The sequence below is a fragment of the Streptomyces sp. NPDC005898 genome (assembly GCF_040629635.1).
Lineage (GTDB): Bacteria > Actinomycetota > Actinomycetes > Streptomycetales > Streptomycetaceae > Streptomyces.
The window spans coordinates 143,092-159,411 of the sequence record NZ_JBEXWC010000014.1; the positions used below are offsets into that span (position 1 = coordinate 143,092).

14 protein-coding genes are annotated in these 16,320 nt (G+C 72.5%); 5 read left to right on the forward strand and 9 right to left on the reverse strand.

The features are described 5' to 3' along the window. Positions 1–269: 269 nt before the first annotated feature. From ABZ385_RS20365 to ureA, 3 genes are read right to left on the reverse strand one after another with little or no spacing between them, the layout of a single operon-like run. Positions 270–1,316: an agmatine deiminase family protein gene (locus ABZ385_RS20365; protein ID WP_358912480.1), complete on the reverse strand. Its 1,047-nt coding sequence runs from the start codon at positions 1,314–1,316 to the stop codon at positions 270–272. An 11-nt stretch (positions 1,317–1,327) separates the two neighbouring features. Then, positions 1,328–3,049, reverse strand: a complete 1,722-nt coding sequence (locus tag ABZ385_RS20370) for an urease subunit alpha (RefSeq protein ID WP_358698664.1) — start codon at positions 3,047–3,049, stop codon at positions 1,328–1,330. Continuing rightward, a complete protein-coding gene (gene ureA / locus ABZ385_RS20375) occupies positions 3,046–3,969 on the reverse strand; it encodes an urease subunit gamma (protein WP_358912481.1) in 924 nt (307 codons plus the stop codon). Before ureA ends, ABZ385_RS20370 begins: the two co-directional genes overlap by 4 nt. Positions 3,970–4,147: 178 nt before the next feature. Here ureA and ABZ385_RS20380 point away from each other — a divergent pair, with 178 nt between their 5' ends. Then, positions 4,148–5,575, forward strand: a complete 1,428-nt coding sequence (locus tag ABZ385_RS20380) for a cytosine permease (protein ID WP_358912483.1) — start codon at positions 4,148–4,150, stop codon at positions 5,573–5,575. A gap of 113 nt (positions 5,576–5,688) precedes the next feature. Here the strand turns inward: ABZ385_RS20380 and ABZ385_RS20385 are convergent, their stop codons facing one another. Further along, the gene (locus ABZ385_RS20385; RefSeq protein WP_358912485.1) at positions 5,689–6,618 is read right to left on the reverse strand and encodes a zinc-binding dehydrogenase; all 930 of its coding nucleotides are present in this window, start codon (positions 6,616–6,618) and stop codon (positions 5,689–5,691) included. A 139-nt stretch (positions 6,619–6,757) separates the two neighbouring features. Here ABZ385_RS20385 and ABZ385_RS20390 point away from each other — a divergent pair, with 139 nt between their 5' ends. Beyond that, a complete protein-coding gene (locus tag ABZ385_RS20390) occupies positions 6,758–7,393 on the forward strand; it encodes a TetR family transcriptional regulator (RefSeq protein WP_358912487.1) in 636 nt (211 codons plus the stop codon). 283 nt (positions 7,394–7,676) lie between these two features. Here ABZ385_RS20390 and ABZ385_RS20395 read toward each other — a convergent pair whose 3' ends face one another. Continuing rightward, positions 7,677–8,786 (reverse strand): branched-chain amino acid aminotransferase, encoded by a 1,110-nt coding sequence (locus tag ABZ385_RS20395; protein ID WP_358579527.1) that lies wholly within the window; start codon positions 8,784–8,786, stop codon positions 7,677–7,679. Positions 8,787–9,030: 244 nt separating this feature from the next. Next, positions 9,031–10,080 carry a 3-isopropylmalate dehydrogenase gene (locus ABZ385_RS20400; protein ID WP_358579461.1) on the reverse strand — a complete coding sequence of 350 codons (1,050 nt, stop codon included), beginning with the start codon at positions 10,078–10,080 and terminating at the stop codon, positions 9,031–9,033. Positions 10,081–10,208: 128 nt separating this feature from the next. Here ABZ385_RS20400 and ABZ385_RS20405 point away from each other — a divergent pair, with 128 nt between their 5' ends. Beyond that, on the forward strand, positions 10,209–11,795 hold the full coding sequence (locus ABZ385_RS20405) for a metallophosphoesterase family protein (protein ID WP_358912489.1): 1,587 nt from the start codon (positions 10,209–10,211) through the stop codon (positions 11,793–11,795). Here ABZ385_RS20405 and ABZ385_RS20410 read toward each other — a convergent pair. Beyond that, positions 11,789–11,917 carry a hypothetical protein gene (locus ABZ385_RS20410; protein ID WP_358579457.1) on the reverse strand — a complete coding sequence of 43 codons (129 nt, stop codon included), beginning with the start codon at positions 11,915–11,917 and terminating at the stop codon, positions 11,789–11,791. The genes ABZ385_RS20405 and ABZ385_RS20410 overlap by 7 nt on opposite strands. A gap of 336 nt (positions 11,918–12,253) precedes the next feature. Next, positions 12,254–12,790, reverse strand: a complete 537-nt coding sequence (locus tag ABZ385_RS20415) for a GNAT family N-acetyltransferase (RefSeq protein ID WP_358912491.1) — start codon at positions 12,788–12,790, stop codon at positions 12,254–12,256. 84 nt (positions 12,791–12,874) lie between these two features. Between ABZ385_RS20415 and ABZ385_RS20420 the strand changes: the two genes are divergently transcribed. Continuing rightward, a complete protein-coding gene (locus ABZ385_RS20420; RefSeq protein ID WP_358579453.1) occupies positions 12,875–13,582 on the forward strand; it encodes a nitroreductase family protein in 708 nt (235 codons plus the stop codon). A gap of 91 nt (positions 13,583–13,673) precedes the next feature. Next, positions 13,674–14,576: a class A beta-lactamase gene (bla, locus tag ABZ385_RS20425; RefSeq protein WP_358579451.1), complete on the forward strand. Its 903-nt coding sequence runs from the start codon at positions 13,674–13,676 to the stop codon at positions 14,574–14,576. A 71-nt stretch (positions 14,577–14,647) separates the two neighbouring features. On the opposite strand, the gene pruA is transcribed toward bla, so the two are convergent. After that, the gene (gene pruA, locus ABZ385_RS20430; RefSeq protein ID WP_358579449.1) at positions 14,648–16,279 is read right to left on the reverse strand and encodes an L-glutamate gamma-semialdehyde dehydrogenase; all 1,632 of its coding nucleotides are present in this window, start codon (positions 16,277–16,279) and stop codon (positions 14,648–14,650) included. Positions 16,280–16,320 lie beyond the last annotated feature (41 nt).

Consider the following 16,320-nt stretch of genomic DNA (forward strand, 5'->3'; position numbering starts at 1 on the left):
GTCGGGGATTCCCATGCAGGCCAGTTTCGATCTGCTCGCCGACCGTCTCGCGGGCAAGACCGTCCTCGTCACCGGCGGCGCCGGACTCATCGGCAGCCGCATCACCGCCCACCTGCGCTCACTCGGCGCCCGATGGACGCCATCGGCAGCAACATCACCGGCACACAGACCGTTCTGGACGCGGTCGCCGCCAGCGACCGGATTCACCGCATGGTGTTCGTGTCCTCCGCCAGTGTCTCGGCACGCTCCTGTCGGGTGCCCGGCTCGGCTCAGCGTCCCCGGACCGCCGGCTGCTGCTGGGTTATGCAGTGGATTCCCCCGCCCCCGGCGAAGATCGTGCGGGCGTCGACGAGGGTTACCGTGCGGTCGGGGAAGAGGCCGCGGAAGATGCCGGCCGCCAGCTCGTCGTTCGGGTCGCCGAAGGCGCACAGGACGACGCCGCCGTTGCACAGGTAGTGGTTGATGTAGGAGTAGTCGACCCAGCCCTCGTCGTCCTTGACAACGGTCGGCGCCGGCACCTCGACGATCCGCAGGGTGCGGCCGCGGGCGTCCGTCTGGCCCGTGAGGGTCGCGATGATCTCCTTGCTGACCTCGAAGTCGGGGTGCGCCGGGTCGCGCTGGGAGTGGACGAGCACGACGCCGGGCGCGGCGAAGGCGGCGACGATGTCGACGTGGCCGAGGGTGCCGTAGCCGTGGCCGGGGTAGTCGGCGGTGAGGCCGCGCGGCAGCCAGATCGCCTTGGTGGTGCCGAGCTGCGCGTGGATCTCCGCCTCGACCTCCGCCTTGGTCAGGCCGGGGTTGCGCTCGGGGCCGAGCTGGACGGTCTCGGTGAGCAGAACGGTGCCCTCGCCATCCACGTGGATGCCGCCGCCCTCGTTCACGAGGGTCGAGGGGTACGTACGGGCTCCGGCGAGGTCGGCGACGTACGCGCCGATCTTGGAGTCGTGGTCCCAGCGGGCCCACTCCTGGGCGCCCCAGCCGTTGAACGTCCAGTCGACGGCTGCCAGTTGCCCCTTGCCGTCGGTGAGGAAGGTCGGGCCGATGTCCCGCATCCAGGCGTCGTCCAGGTCGCGTTCCACCACCTCGAGGTCCGGGCCGAGGAGTTCGCTCGCGTACGCGGACTGGGCGGGGCCGCAGACCACGGTGACCGGTTCGAAGCGGCGTACGGCGCGGGCGACGTTCGCCCAGGCCAGGCGGGACTCGTCGAGACCCTCGGGGTCGTCGAAGGTGGGGTTGGGGCACGGCCACGCCATCCAGGTGCGCTCGTGCGGGGCCCACTCGGCGGGCATGCGGAAGCCGTCGGCGGCAGCAGACATGAGGTACACCTTCAGAGGAAGTAGAGGCGGTTGAGGGGGACGGAGTCGGCGGGTTCGGAGCGGACCGGGTCGCCGTCGAGGGTGACGAGGCCGGTCTCCTGGTGCACGTCGACGGCTCCGGTACGGGAGTTCAGGCGCAGGTCGGCCGGGCCGATGCCCCGGGTGCCGCGCACCGCGACCCGGCGGCGGCGGGTCGGCATCGAGTCGTCGCCCTGGTCGACGGCGGCCCGCGCGACGAACGCCACGGAGATGTCGGCGGGCACGGCGCCGTGGGCGCCGAACAGCGGGCCGAGGACGAGGGGTTCGCAGGTGTCGGTCGCGGCGTTCGGGTCGCCGGTGACGCCGTAGGCGGGGAAGCCGGCCTTGAGGACGAGCTGCGGCTTGGCGCCGAAGTACTCGGGGCGCCACAGCACGATGTCGGCCAGCTTGCCGACCTCGAGGGAGCCGACCTCGTGCGCGAGGCCGTGCGCGAGGGCGGGGTTGATGGTCAGCTTGGCGATGTAGCGCAGGACGCGCGCGTTGTCGTCGTACGGGCCGTCGCCCTCCATGGGGCCGAGCTCCGCCTTCATCTTGCCGGCCATCGCGAAGGTGCGGCGCACGGTCTCGCCGGCGCGGCCCATGCCCTGCGCGTCGGACGACGTGATGCCGATGGCGCCCAGGTCGTGCAGCACGTCCTCGGCGCCCATCGTGCCCGCGCGGATGCGGTCGCGGGCCATGGCGGCGTCGCCCGGCAGGTCCGTCTTCAGGTCGTGGACGGAGACGATCATGCCGTAGTGCTCGGCGACGGCGTCCCGGCCGAAGGGCAGGGTGGGGTTGGTGGAGGAGCCGATGACGTTCGGGACGCCCGCCATCTTCAGGACGTTCGGCACGTGGCCGCCGCCGCAGCCCTCGATGTGGAAGGCGTGGATCGTGCGCCCTTCGAGGACCTTCAGGGTGTCCTCGACCGACAGGCACTCGTTCAACCCGTCGCTGTGCAGCGCCACTTGGACGTCGTGCTCCTCGGCGACGCGCAGCGCGGTGTCCAGGGCGCGGGTGTGCGCGCCCATGTCCTCGTGCACCTTGAAGCCGCACGCGCCGCCCTCGGCGAGCGCCTCGACCAGCGGGGCGTCGTGCGAGGACGAGCCGCGGCCGAGGAAGCCGATGTTGACCGGCCAGGCGTCGAAGGCGTTGAAGGCGTGGCGCAGCGCCCAGGGCGAGTTGACGCCGACGCCCCAGACCGGCCCGAACTCCTGGCCGATGATCGTGGTGACGCCGGAGGCGAGGGAGGCCTCCATGATGCGGGGCGAGAGGAGGTGGACATGGGTGTCCACGGAGCCGGCGGTGGCGATCAGGCCCTCTCCCGACACGATGGACGTGCCGGTGCCGACCACGACGTCCACGCCGTCGAGGGTGTCCGGGTTGCCCGCCCGCCCGATGGCGTGGATGCGGCCTTCCCTGATGCCGATGGACACCTTGCGGATGCCCTGCACGGCGTCGATGACGACGACGTTGCTGATGACGACGTCGCAGGTGTCGCGGACGGCGGCGGCCTTCAGGTGCAGCCCGTCGCGGGCGGTCTTGCCGAACCCGGCGAGGAATTCGTCGCCGTACTTCTGGGCGTCGGACTCGACGCGGATCGTCAGCCCGGAGTCGCCGAGCCGGACGTGGTCGCCGGCGCGGGGGCCGTGCGTGGCGGCGTACTCGTACGGGGTGAGGCGGCGCGGTGCGGCGGGGTGTCCTCCGGGTCGGCTCATCGCTCGCCCTCCTGATCGCCCTGATCGGTCGTTCCCGGCACGCCGGTGGCTCGGTCTGACGTCCCCGGTATGCCGGTGGCCCGGGCGGCCGTCCCCGGTATGCCGGTGGCCCGGGCGGCCGTCCCCGGTATGCCGGTGGCCCGGGCGGCCGTGCCCGGTATGCCGTCGGCCCGCTCGGTCGCTCCCGGTACGCCGTCGATCCGCTCGGTCGCTCCCCCTACGCCCTCGGCCCGGGCGGTCGTCCCCGGTACGCCGAGGTAGCCGCAGGCGGCCGCGCGGCGCAGGGCCTCTTCGCGGGTGCCGGGTGCGTCCAGCGGGCCGTCGACCAGTCCGGCGAAGCCGATGGCGATCCGCGCGCCGCCGATCGGCACCAGGCCGACCTCGGCGCTCTCGCCGGGGCCGAAGCGGACGGAGGACCCGGCGGGCACGGCCAGGCGCAGCCCGTAGGCGGCGGCGCGGTCGAAGTCGAGCCGGGGGTTGGCCTCGAAGAAGTGGAAGTGCGAGGTCACGGAGACGGGCACGGTGGCGGTGTTGCGCACGGTCAGGGTCACGACGGGCTCGGGGTCCTCGTGCGCGGGGCCGGGCAGCAGCGCGCCGGGCGCCCGGTCGCCGAGGCCGGCGCCGATGGGGTCGGAGACCACCGCGAGGCGGGAGCCGTCGTCGAAGACGGCTTCCACGTGCACCTCGGTCACCACGTCCGCGACGCCGGGCAGGACGTCGTCCGGGCCGAGGACGGCACGCGCCCGCTCGATGGCCTCGGCGAGCCGGACGCCGTCGCGGGCGGCCTCGCAGACCGTGTCGGCGATCAGCGCGGTCGCCTCCGGCACGTTGAGTCTCAGGCCGCGCGCCTTGCGGGCCCTGGCGAGCTCGGCGGCCCCGAAGAGCAGCAGCCGGTCGCGTTCGGTGGGCGTGAGTCGCACGCGCCGTACCTCCCTGTTCCAACCTTCAGCGCCGATCTTTAGAGCAGCACTCTAAACACTCTAACGGCGAAATCCGCGTGCGGGAAGGATTGACGGGGGCAGGTACGACAGGTCACATTGAGCGCTGCTCAAACAACGGGGCAACCATCGGGACCAAGCGAGCGTCAGGGGCACCCTCATGCCGATAGAACAGCGCGGAGTCGACACCATCCCGGACGGGGAACGCACCAGCGGCCCCCGCGACCTCGTGTCGATCCTCATCGGCTCCAACCTCTGCCTGGGGGTGATCGTCTTCGGCTGGCTGCCGGTGTCGTTCGGCCTCGGCTGGTGGGAGTCGGTCAGCGCGGTGGTGGCGGGCACGGTGCTCGGCACCGCGCTCACCGCGCCGCTCGCCCTGGTGTCCCTGCGCACCGGGACGAACCTCTCGACCTCCTCCGGGGCCCAGTTCGGCGTGCGCGGCCGGCTCGTCGGCTCGGTCGTCGGCCTGCTGCTCTCGCTCGGCTACACCGCGCTGACCGTCTGGATCGGCGGCGACGTGATGGTGGGCACGCTGCACCGCCTGCTCGGGATGCCGGCCGGCGGCTTCTCGTACGGCGTGGTCTACGCCCTGCTCGCCGCCGCCACCGTGGTCGGCGCCGTCTTCGGCTACCGCGTGCTGCTGCGCCTGTCCCGGATCCTCGCCTTCGGCATGACGGCGCTGCTGATCCTCGGCGTCGTCGCGTACGCCCCCGACTTCACGACCTCGGCGCTGCCCGGCGCGGGCGGCCATCTGCTCGGCTCGTTCTGGCCTACCTGGCTGCTCGCCCTGGTCGCGGCGGGACTGTCGGGCCCCATCGCCTTCATCACCCTGCTCGGCGACTACACCCGCTACGTCTCCCCCGCCCGGCACAGCTCGCGCGCGGTGCTCGGCGCGGCCTGGGCGGGGCTGCTCGCGGGGCTGCTGATCCCGCAGCTCTTCGGCACGTTCACGGCGTACGCGGCGCGCGCCGCCCTCGACTATGCCGGGGGCCTCATCGACGCCTCCCCCACCTGGTACCTCGTGCCGCTGCTGCTCGCCGCCTCGGCGGGCTCGGTCGGCAACGCGGGCCTGATGCTGTACTCGATGGGCCTCGACCTGGACGCGATCCTGCCCCGCGCCTCGCGCGCCCGCGCCACGTACACCGTCGCCGTCACCGCCACGGCCTGCGTCTTCGTGGGCCACTACGCGTGGCGGGCGCAGGACGCGATGACGGCGTTCGTGCTGCTGTTGACCGCCATCGGCACGCCCTGGGCCGTCATCACCCTGATCGGCTTCAGGCGCTGTCGCGGGGAGTACGACGCGCAGGCCCTCCAGGTCTTCAACCGCCGCGCCAAGGGCGGCGTCTACTGGTACCGCTCCGGCTGGAACGTCCAGGCGACCCTCGCGTGGGCGCTCGGCGCGGTGGTCGGTCTGCTCTCGGTCGCCCTCCCCACGTACGAGGGTCCGCTGCTGTCCCTGACCGGCGGGGTCGACTGCAGTTTCCTGCTGTCGGGGGTGGTGGGCGGTGTGACGTACGCGGCGCTGACCCGGCGGGCGCCGGCCGCGGCGCCGCTTCCGCTGGTGGAGGAGGAGACGGTGGCGGGCTGAGCGGGTGCCTTCCGGGGGTTGCCTTGTCCATTGCGGGTCGGATGCGGCTGGGCGCGCAGTTCCCTGCGCCCTTAGGGGGTTTCACGCGTCGCCCGCCTGGGCCGTGACGCACGTCAGGCGATGTCCAGGATCGCCTTGCCGTGGAGGCGGCGGGTGAGCAGGGTCTCGATCGCTTCCGGGGCCTTGTCCCAGGTGCCCCGCCAGGACGTGCCGGGGTCGAGCGTGCCCGCCGCCACCTGCTCCGCGAGCCAGGTCAGGTCCCGGGAGAGGCCCGAGCAGCCGAGCAGCTGGAAGTTGACGATCGAGCGGTCGTGGCGGCCCTGCTCCCCGTAGAGCGCCTTGAGCGGGAAGTGCTCCGGTTCGCCGCCGGCCTGCCCGACGGAGACGAGGGTGCCGTGCGGGCCCAACTGCTCGTACGCGGCCACCAGTTGCCGACCGCCGATCACGTCCACCACGCCGTCCACCGGGGCGCCGGCCGCCTCGGGCGTGGCGATGACCTCGTGGGCGCCGAGGGCCTTGAGCTGCTCGCCCCGCCCCTCGGGGTCGCCGGTCACCGCGATGACGTGTGCGCCGCCCCGCCGGGCGAGCTGCACCGCGTACCGTCCGACGCCGCCGGTCGCGCCGGTCACGAGCACGCGCCTGCCGAGGATCGGGCCGATCCGGTCCAGGGCGCGCAGGGCGCTGGCGCCCGCGACCGGCACGGTGCTGATCGCACCCAGGTCCGCGTCCTCGGGGACGACGCCGGTCCAGTCCGTGTCGGCGACCCGGTATTCGGCCCAGGCGCCGTCCCCGGCCAGGGTGACCACGGGGGTGCCCGCCGCCGGGCCCGAGCCGTCGGCGGCGGCCCGCTCCACGACACCGGCCGCGTCCCAGCCGAGCACCGCGCCCTCGGGGGCGCCCTCGATGCCCCACCGCACCTCGCCGTGGTTGAGGGAGGTCGCCCGTACGCGGATCAAGGCCTGGTGCGGGGCAGGCTCGGGGACGGGGGCCTCGCCGAGGCGGAGGCCGCCGGGGGCGGAGGGGTCGACGAGCAGTGCGCGCATGTGAGTTGCCTTTCGTCGTACGCCGAAGAAGGCCGTGGGCACCGTGGTCGGTCCCGGCCGCCGCAATAGTGCCACTGAGTGGCAGAAGCCTTCAAGAGGCATTCGCCTCCGCGCGGCCGCCGAGGGCTACACTGCCGGCATGGACGCGATGGACCTCGACCGGTTGCCCCTGCGGGAGCGCAAGAAGCTGCGGACGCGACAGGCGCTCGTCGACACGGCCCTGGAGCTGTTCACCGAGCGGGGCTTCGACGGGGTGACGCTCGACGCGCTGTGTGACGCGGTGGAGGTCAGCAAGCGGACGTTCTTCCGTACGTTCACCAGCAAGGAAGACGTGGCGATGGCGCCCACCCAGGATCTGTGGGGGGCGTTCCTGGAGGAGCTGGAGGACTGCGAACCGGTCGCGGGGCAGCCGCTGTTCGACGTGCTGCGGGACGCGCTGCTCGCGGCGATCGGGCGCATGCCGGCGGAGGGCTGGGCCCGGCGGGTGCTGCTCAGCCGGCGGCTCGCGGGGCGGACTCCGTCCATGGACGCGCACGGGCTCGCGTTCTGCGACCGTACGAGCCGGGCGGCGCTCGCGGTCGCCCGGCGCCGGTTCGCCCTGCCGGGCGGGGAGGAACTGCGGGCGCGGCTCGCCATCGATGTGCTGGTCGCGGCGTTCCACCGGGCGGTGGAGGCGTGGGCGGAGGGCCCCGCGCCCACCCGGGACCACCTTTCGTCAGCGCTGAGGGCCGCCTGCGACGCGGCCCCCGGAAGCCTCACCCTCGCGGTGCGGTAGCCCGGGCCCCAGGGAGCCTCACCCTCGCGGTGCGCTTGCCCGGGCCGGGCGGGAGCGGTTTTCCCCTGCGGGTCGCCGTGGGCCGGTCGCGCAGTTCCCCGCGCCCCTGACCGAGCCCCAGGCACCCCCCGCCCCCTGGCACCCCCAATAGGGGCGCGACGAAGGACCCCCCAGGGGCGCGGGGAACTGCGCGACCAGCCACCACGAACCCGCAGGCGACAGACAAGAGGACGGGCCTCGCGTCTACCGCGACGCGGGGCCCGTCCGGAAAACCGCCAAGGCCTCAGCCGAGGCCGTGCATCCAGCCATGGACGTCCTCGGACGTCCCCCGCTGGATGTCCAACAGGGCCTCCCGCAGCTTCATGGTGACCTCACCCGGCTCGCCCCCGCTCTGCTGCCACTCGCCCGCGTTGCACTTCACCGTGCCGACGGGCGTGATGACGGCGGCGGTGCCGCAGGCGAAGACCTCGGTGAGCGTGCCGTTCTCGGAGTCGGTCTTCCACTGGTCGATGGAGACGCGGGCCTCCCGCGACTCGTAGCCGAGGTCGCGGGCGACGGTGAGCAGCGAGTCACGGGTGATGCCGGCGAGCAGGGAGCCGGTCAGCGTGGGCGTGACGATCACCGGCTTCTCGCCGGCCGCGCCGCCGTACACGAAGTACAGGTTCATGCCGCCGAGTTCCTCGACCCACTTGTGCTCGACGGCGTCGAGGTAGGCGACCTGGTCGCAGCCCTTCGCCGCGGCCTCGGCCTGCGCGAGCAGCGACGCCGCGTAGTTGCCGCCGGTCTTGGCGTCGCCCATGCCGCCGGGCACGGCGCGCACGCGGTCCTCCGAGAGCCAGATGGAGACGGGCTTGACGCCGCCGGGGAAGTACGCGCCGGCGGGCGAGGCGATGACGACGAAGAGGTACTCGTTGGCGGGCTTGACGCCCAGGCCCACCTCGGTGGCGATCATGAACGGGCGCAGGTAGAGGGACTCCTCGCCACCATGCGCCGGGACCCACGCCTTGTCCTGCTGCACCAGGACGTCGCAGGCCTCGATGAACGTCTCGACGGGCAGCTCCGGCATGGCCAGGCGCCGGGCGGAGGCCTGGAAGCGGCGGGCGTTGGCGTCGGGGCGGAAGCTGGCCACGGAGCCGTCGGGCTGCCGGTAGGCCTTGAGGCCCTCGAAGATCTCCTGGGCGTAGTGCAGGACGTTCGTCGCCGGGTCGAGCGCCAGCGGGCCGTACGGCACGAGCTGGCCGTCGTGCCAGCCGCGGCCCTCCGTCCACTTGATCGTCACCATGTGGTCGGTGAAGTGGCGGCCGAATCCGGGGTTGGCCATGATCGCCTCGCGCTCGGCAGCGGCCAGCGGCGTCGAGGAGGGCTTGAGCTCGATGGTCGGCGTCGTCGTCATGAGTGCTTCGTCCTTCACGGTGTGATGGTGACGGACCGCGCTCACGCCCGTACCGAGCGGTACGAGGACGTCCGAGCTTCCCTGTCTTCACGGCCCCACGTTCGATTATCGCTCGTGGGGTCCCGAGGAGGAAACGGCATGAGTGCGGCCCGGGGGTCGATGGTGACACCCCGGGGCCGCATACGAGAAGCCGCCGGGTGTCTCACGAGACCCGGCGGCTTGTGTCGATCTTCGAGCTACCGGGTCAGCCCGCTACTCGTACGGCGAGGGCGTCGCCGATCTGCTCCGTGGTGCGCACGCTCTCCCCGCGCTCGGCGAGGTCGGCGGAGACCGCGGTCTCGATGCGGGCGGCCTCGGACTCGTACCCGAGGTGGCGCAGCAGGAGGGCGACGGACAGGACGGTGGCCGAGGGGTCGGCCTTGCCCTGGCCGGCGATGTCCGGCGCCGAGCCGTGCACGGGCTCGAACATGGAGGGGAACTCGCGGCTCGGGTTGATGTTGCCGGAGGCCGCGACGCCGATGCCGCCGGAGACGGCCGCGGCGAGGTCGGTGATGATGTCGCCGAAGAGGTTGTCGGTGACGATCACGTCGAAGCGGCCGGGGTCTGTGACGAGGTAGATCGTCGCGGCGTCGACGTGGATGTAGTCGGTGGTGACCTCGGGGAACTCCTTGGCCACCCGGTTGAAGACGTTCGTCCACAGGTGGCCCGCGTAGGCGAGGACGTTGTTCTTGTGGACCAGCGTCAGCTTCTTGCGCGGGCGGGCCTGCGCGCGGGCGAAGGCGTCCCGGACCACGCGCTCCACGCCGAAGGCGGTGTTGACGGAGACCTCGGTGGCGACCTCGTGCGGGGTGCCGGTGCGGATCGAGCCGCCGTTGCCCGTGTAGGGGCCCTCGGTGCCCTCGCGCACGACGATGAAGTCGATCTCGGGCTGGCCCTTGAGCGGGGTCGCGACGCCCGGGAGCAGCTTCGAGGGGCGCAGGTTGACGTGGTGGTCGAAGAGGAAGCGGAGCTTAAGCAGGAAGCCGCGCTCCAGGACGCCGGAGGGGACCGAGGGATCGCCGATCGCGCCGAGGAGGATCGCGTCGTGCCGCTTGAGGGCTTCGACGTCGGCGTCGGTGAGGGTCTCACCGGTCGCGTGGTACCGCTTGGCGCCGAAGTCGTACTCCGTGGTCTCCAGCTTCACATCCTGCGGGAGGACCGCGCCGAGGACCTTGAGTCCCTGGGCCACGACTTCCTGGCCGATGCCGTCACCGGGGATCACTGCGAGATTGAGGATGCGAGAGCTAGCCGACATGCGGGCAGCCTACTCTCCGTCCCAGGGGATGACATGCGGTGTCCGGCATGCGGACAGTCGTCTGGCGGACGGGTGCTGTTCATCCCCGCGTGGGGCGGGAGTTGGCATCCACTGGGAACTTTCCTGCCATGGACACACCGAAGGTCGGCATACCGGAGCCGCTGGCGTCCCGCATGAGCATGCCGGAGCAGCACGCCTACCTGCGCTCGAAGCTCTCCCGGCGCCGGGTGCTCGCCCGTTCGTTCGCCGCGGCCGGCACGGCGGGCGGCCTCGGCCTGCTGGCGGGCGGTTCGGGCGGCGCGTACGGCGGAGGCCCGCGGGTGGCGGTCGCCTCGTCCGCCGGGCGGGCGCGGGTCGACGGCGCTCTGGTCGCCCCCTTCGGGCGGCATCTGGCGTTCGGGGCCGATCCGAGGACGCAGATGAGGATCTCCTGGCAGGTGCCGCTGGCCGTCCGGTCCCCCTATGTGCGGGTGGGGCCGCGGCCCTGGGAGCTGAGCCAGAAGATCGAGGCCGAGGTGCGCGACCTGCACACCCCCTCGCTGTCGAAGAAGCTGCCCGCCGTCGAGCAGTACTACCTGCACGCCGCGCTCGACGGACTGCGGCCCGGCACGACGTACTACTACGGCGTCGGCCACGACGGTTTCGACCCGGCCTCGCCCGGACGGCCGGCGACGATCGGCTCGTTCCGGACCGCGCCCGAGCGGCCGGAGACCTTCGTCTTCACGGCCTTCGGTGACCAGGGCGTCGGCCACCACGCGCTCGCCATCGACCAGGTGCTGCTCGGCCAGAACCCGTCCTTCCATCTGCACGCGGGCGACCTCTGCTACGCGGACACCACCGGGCACGGCAAGGAGTCGGACACCTACGACGCGCGCGTGTGGGACACCTTCCTCGCACAGACGGAATCGGTCGCGAAGTCGGTGCCGTGGATGGTCACGACCGGCAACCACGACATGGAGGCGTGGTACTCGCCGAACGGCTACGGCGGGCAGGCGGCGCGCTGGTCGCTCCCCGACAACGGCTTCGACCCGCGTGAGGCGCCGGGCGTCTACTCCTTCACCTACGGCAACGTCGGCGTCGTCGCGCTGGACGCCAACGACGTGTCGTACGAGATCCCGGCCAACCGCGGCTACTCCGACGGCCGCCAGACCGCCTGGCTCGACCGGCGGCTCGGTGAGCTGCGGGCGGCCGAGGGCATCGACTTCGTGGTCGTCTTCTTCCACCACTGCGCGTACTCGACGTCGACGCACGCCTCCGACGGCGGGGTGCGTGACGCGTGGCTGCCGCTGTTCGCCCGGCACCGGGTGGACCTGGTGATCAACGGCCACAACCACGTCTACGAACGCACCGACGCCATCAAGAACGGCGAGGTCGGCAGGCCCGTGCCGGTCGGCGCGTCGACCGATCCGGCGCGCGACGGCATCGTGTACGTCACCGCGGGCGGCGGGGGCAAGGACCTCTACGGCTTCGGCCCGGGGGTGAAGGACAGCCACGAGGGCGCGGTCCACGACCACGACTCCGTCGCGACCTTCCGCTGGACGAAGTCGCGCCATGCCGCCCCGGAGACGGTCGAGTGGTCCCGGGTGCGCTACACCGGCTTCTCGTTCCTCGCGGTGGAGGTGACGGCCGGCGCGCGCCCCAGGATGTCGGTCTCCGCGCTCGCCGGGAACGGCGAGCGCGTCGACCACTTCGAGGTCGTGCGCGGCGCTCAGTGACCGGTCTTGCCGCCGTTGTCCCTGCGGTCGAGGGCGCGCTGGAGGGCGGCGGCGGCGTTCTTGCGCTCGGAGTCGCTCGTGCGGGAGAGGTGACGGACTCGGCGGGCGGTCTTCTCGGCCATGGGAGATCCACTCCTTGGAACAAAGGCAGAATATTGGCGAGACTCCCCCACTGCGCTCATGGGCACGGGGGGACCCCCAGGAGGCGGGGAGCGGGGAGCGGCAGGGTTCGCCTGCGCCAGGGCTCCGGCTCACGGCCGCCATTCGCTTGATCAAGCGAGACGTTCGGCTCCTACCAAGCTAGGCGAATACGGAGCGCCTGTCTCCACGATTACTCGGACTTCCTACTATCTGAGACGGGCGCTTCACACGTATGCCGCTCCCCGCTCACGGACCAGGCGAAGCCCATCGGGCGCCCGGGGCGCCCCACCTGCGTCCCACCGCGCCCCACCGCGCCCCTAGAACACGTCCCCGTCGCGCCAGTCGATGAGCAGCGCGTGCTCCGGGTCCAGTGCGGCGCCGCCCCACAGCAGCGGCGGCTCCTCGTCCGGCATGAGGGCCGGGCCCGTCGGACCGAGCGTGCCGACGGGGCCCTTCCACGGCGTCCAGCCGCGCCGCAGGTAGAGCCCCTGCCCCTCGTCGGACGCCGACAGGGCGCCCATGTCGTACGCCCGCTCGACGACCCGCTCCAAGGCGCCCATCACCAGGCCGCCGAGGCCTCGGCGCTGCCGGTCGGGGCGCACGGCGACCGCCTCGACGTAACCGACGCGCAGCGAACGGCCCGCGTGCAGGACGCGGCGCTGGACCACGGAGCCGTGCGCGACCAGGGCGCCCGCGCCGTCGTGGACCAGGGCGTGCACGCCGCCGAGGCCGTGGTCCCAGTCCTGGTCGCTGAAGTCGCCGTCGAAGGCCTGGTCGAGCAGGGCGCGGGCGGCACCCAGATCGCCGGGTGTCAGCTCGCTCGTGTGGCTCGTGCGCAGGATGCTTTCCGTCACCCCGCCAGCGTAACCAAGCCGCAGGGAAGCGCAATTGGTCTGCACCATGGCGCGGACGGGCTCCCGCGCAGCACAATCGGAGCCATGTCTGAGACCCAGCAGCAGCGAGAGTGGACCCCCATCCACGGCGAGCCCTACCGCTCGGTGCCCTACCGGCCCGAGCGCATGCCCGAGGCCCAATCCCTGGTCCGGGCGGCGGAGTTGCGGGAGCGGATGCGGGAGCGGCGCACGGTACGGCAGTTCGCGCCGGACCCGGTGCCCGCGCAGGTGATACGGGACGCCATCGCGTGCGCGGCCACCGCGCCGTCCGGCGCGCACCAGCAGCCGTGGACGTTCGTCCTCGTCCAGGACCCGCAGATCCGCCGCCGCATCCGCGAGGCCGCCGAGCACGAGGAGCGGATCTCCTACGACGGCCGGCTCGGCGAGGAGTGGCTCGCGGCCCTGCGCCCCATCGGCACCGACGAGGTGAAGCCGCACCTGACGGACGCGCCCGCGCTCATCGTCGTCTTCCAGCAGCGGTACTGGCTGGGCGAGGACGGCACCAAGCACAAGCACTACTACGTCGACGAGTCGGTCGGCATCGCGGTGGGGATGCTGCTGTCCGCGCTGCACCTGTCCGGTCTCGCCGCGCTGATCCACACCCCGAGCCCGATGCGGTTCCTGTCCCAGGTCCTTGGCCGCCCCGAGAACGAGAAGGCGTTCGCGGTGATCCCCGTGGGCTACCCGGCGCCGGACTGCGAGGTCCCCGACCTGGTGCGCAAGTCGCTGGACCAGGTGCTCGTGGAGGTCTGAGCGAGCCCCGGGAAACGCCCGCCACGCGGGCCGCCGGGCCGATCGAGGACTTCTCGGCCCGGCGGCCCACCGCCCGGGTACGGTCGGGATCATGAACGCAACTCCCTCCCGCAGGACCCTCCTTGGCGCGGCGGCCGCCACGCCCGTCTTCCTCTCGGTGCCCGGCGCCGCCCACGCGGCGCCCGCCGACGACGCCCGGCGGCGGCTGCGCGCCCTGGAGAAGAGCTATCCGGGCCGCATCGGCCTGCACGCCCTGCACACCGGTACCGGCGAAACCCTCGGCCACCGCGCCGGCGAACGCTTCGCCATCGCCTCGACGTTCAAGGTGCTGGCCGCCGCCGCGATCCTGCGCCGGACGCGCGAGGCGGAGCCCGGACTGCTCGACACCCTGATCAGGTACGGGCGGGGCGACATCGTCGCGGCCTCGCCGAGGACGGAGCTGCACCTCGCGACCGGCATGACGGTCCGGGAGCTGTGCGACGCGACCATCACGTACAGCGACAACACGGCGGCGAACCTCATGCTGCGCAGGCTCGGCGGCCCGCACGCCATCACCGCGTTCGCCCGCTCGCTCGGCGACAGGCGCACCCGCCTCGACCGGTGGGAGCCCGCGCTCAACACCAACATCCCCGGCGACCCGCGCGACACGACGACCCCGGCGGCCATGACCGCGAACCTGCGCGCGCTGGTCCTCGGCGACGCCCTCGACCCGCGCGACCGCGACCAGCTCGTCCGCTGGCTCCTGGAGAACACCACCGGCGACAAGCGGATCCGGGCCGGGCTGCCCGCCGGGTGGCGGGTCGGCGACAAGACCGGCTCGCCCGCGTACGGCGGGGTCAACGACGTCGCCGTGGCCTGGCCCCCGAACGGCGGGGCGCCCCTGATCATCTCCGTGTTCACCACGCGCCTCGACCCGGACACCCCGGGCGAGGACCGCATCGCGGCCGACATGGCCCGCATCGCCGTCGACGCGCTCGTCGGACCCCGGGCATGACACCGCCTCCGACCGGGGTGGGGCCCGGGTCGGAGGCGGGGTTCAGGGGTGGGCCGCACGGCCCGGGGGCGTCAGCCCATGTGCGGGTAGCCGTACTCGGTCGGCGGGACCAGCGTCTCCTTGATGGCGCGGGTCAGCGTCCACCGCTGGAGGTTCTGCGGGGCGCCCGCCTTGTCGTTGGTGCCGGAGGCGCGGCCGCCGCCGAAGGGCTGCTGGCCGACGACGGCGCCGGTCGACTTGTCGTTGATGTAGAAGTTGCCCGCGGCGTAGCGCAGCTTCTCCATCGTGTACGCGGCCGCCGCGCGGTCGTTGGCGATGACCGAGCCGGTGAGCGCGTAGTCCGAGACCGACTCCATCTGGGTCAGCATCTCGTCGTACTTGTCATCCTCGTAGACGTGCACGGCGAGGAACGGACCGAAGTACTCGGTCGTGAAGACCTCGTTGGCCGGGTCCGAGCACTCGACGACGGTCGGGCGCACGAAGTAGCCGACCGAGTCGTCGTAGGTGCCGCCCGCGACGATCGTGCAGGCGTCGTCCGCCTTGGCGCGGTCGATGGCCGCCTTGTTCTTGGCGAACGCGCGCTCGTCGATGACGGCGCCGATGAAGTTCGACAGGTCGGTGACGTCACCCATCTTGATGCCGTCGACCTCGGCCGCGAACTCCTCCTTGAAGCCGGAGTTCCAGATGGAGGCCGGGATGTACGCGCGCGAGGTGGCGGAGCACTTCTGGCCCTGGTACTCGAAGGAGCCGCGGGTCAGCGCGGTCTTCAGGATCGCGCGGTCGGCGCTCGGGTGGGCGACGACGAAGTCCTTGCCGCCGGTCTCGCCGACGAGGCGCGGGTAGGTGCGGTACTTCGCGATGTTCTCGCCGACCGTCTTCCACAGGTGCTGGAAGGTCGGGGTCGAGCCGGTGAAGTGGATGCCGGCCAGGTCGCGGTGGTGCAGGGCGACCTCGGAGACCGCGATGCCGTCGCCGGTGACGAGGTTGATGACGCCCTTGGGCAGGCCCGCCTCCTCCAGGAGCTGCATGAGCAGCACGGCGGCGTGCGTCTGCGTCGGGGACGGCTTCCACACGACCACGTTGCCCATCAGGGCCGGGGCGGTCGGGAGGTTGCCCGCGATGGCGGTGAAGTTGAACGGCGTGATCGCGTAGACGAAGCCCTCCAGCGGGCGGTGGTCCAGGCGGTTCCAGACGCCGGTGGCGTTCGCCGGGGGCTGCTCGGCGAGCAGGTCACGGGCGTACTTGACGTTGAAGCGCCAGAAGTCGACCAGCTCGCAGGGGGTGTCGATCTCGGCCTGCTGGGCGGTCTTCGACTGGCCGAGCATCGTGGAGGCGGCCAGCGTCTCGCGCCAGGTGGTGGAGAGCAGCTCGGCGGCGCGCAGGATGATCGCGGCGCGGTCGTCGAAGGACATCGCGCGCCAGGCCGGGGCGGCGGCCAGGGCGGCGTCGATCGCGTCCTGCGCGTCCTGCTGGGTGGCGCCGCGGCCGTGGCCGATGACGGCCTTGTGGTTGTGCGGCTGCACGACCTGGAAGGGCTCGCCGCCGCCGAGGCGCTTGACGCCGCCGATGGTCATCGGCAGCTCGATGGGGTTCTCGGCCAGCTCCTTGAGCTTGGCCTCCAGGCGGGCCCGCTCCGGGGAACCGGGGGCGTAGCCGTGGACCGGCTCGTTGACCGGGGCGGGGACCTGAGTGACGGCGTCCATGAGTTCCGTGTCTCCTTATGAGGGTCGAGGGGGTGGGAGCT

Coding starts and splice junctions, on each gene's coding strand:
- ABZ385_RS20365 (WP_358912480.1), bottom strand. CDS start 1,316: ATGTCTGCTGCCGCCGACGGCTTCCGCATGCCCGCCGAGTGGGCCCCG.
- ABZ385_RS20370 (WP_358698664.1), bottom strand. CDS start 3,049: ATGAGCCGACCCGGAGGACACCCCGCCGCACCGCGCCGCCTCACCCCG.
- ABZ385_RS20380 (WP_358912483.1), top strand. CDS start 4,148: ATGCCGATAGAACAGCGCGGAGTCGACACCATCCCGGACGGGGAACGC.
- ABZ385_RS20385 (WP_358912485.1), bottom strand. CDS start 6,618: ATGCGCGCACTGCTCGTCGACCCCTCCGCCCCCGGCGGCCTCCGCCTC.
- ABZ385_RS20390 (WP_358912487.1), top strand. CDS start 6,758: ATGGACGCGATGGACCTCGACCGGTTGCCCCTGCGGGAGCGCAAGAAG.
- ABZ385_RS20395 (WP_358579527.1), bottom strand. CDS start 8,786: ATGACGACGACGCCGACCATCGAGCTCAAGCCCTCCTCGACGCCGCTG.
- ABZ385_RS20400 (WP_358579461.1), bottom strand. CDS start 10,080: ATGTCGGCTAGCTCTCGCATCCTCAATCTCGCAGTGATCCCCGGTGAC.
- ABZ385_RS20405 (WP_358912489.1), top strand. CDS start 10,209: ATGGACACACCGAAGGTCGGCATACCGGAGCCGCTGGCGTCCCGCATG.
- ABZ385_RS20410 (WP_358579457.1), bottom strand. CDS start 11,917: ATGGCCGAGAAGACCGCCCGCCGAGTCCGTCACCTCTCCCGCACGAGC.
- ABZ385_RS20420 (WP_358579453.1), top strand. CDS start 12,875: ATGTCTGAGACCCAGCAGCAGCGAGAGTGGACCCCCATCCACGGCGAG.
- bla (WP_358579451.1), top strand. CDS start 13,674: ATGAACGCAACTCCCTCCCGCAGGACCCTCCTTGGCGCGGCGGCCGCC.
- pruA (WP_358579449.1), bottom strand. CDS start 16,279: ATGGACGCCGTCACTCAGGTCCCCGCCCCGGTCAACGAGCCGGTCCAC.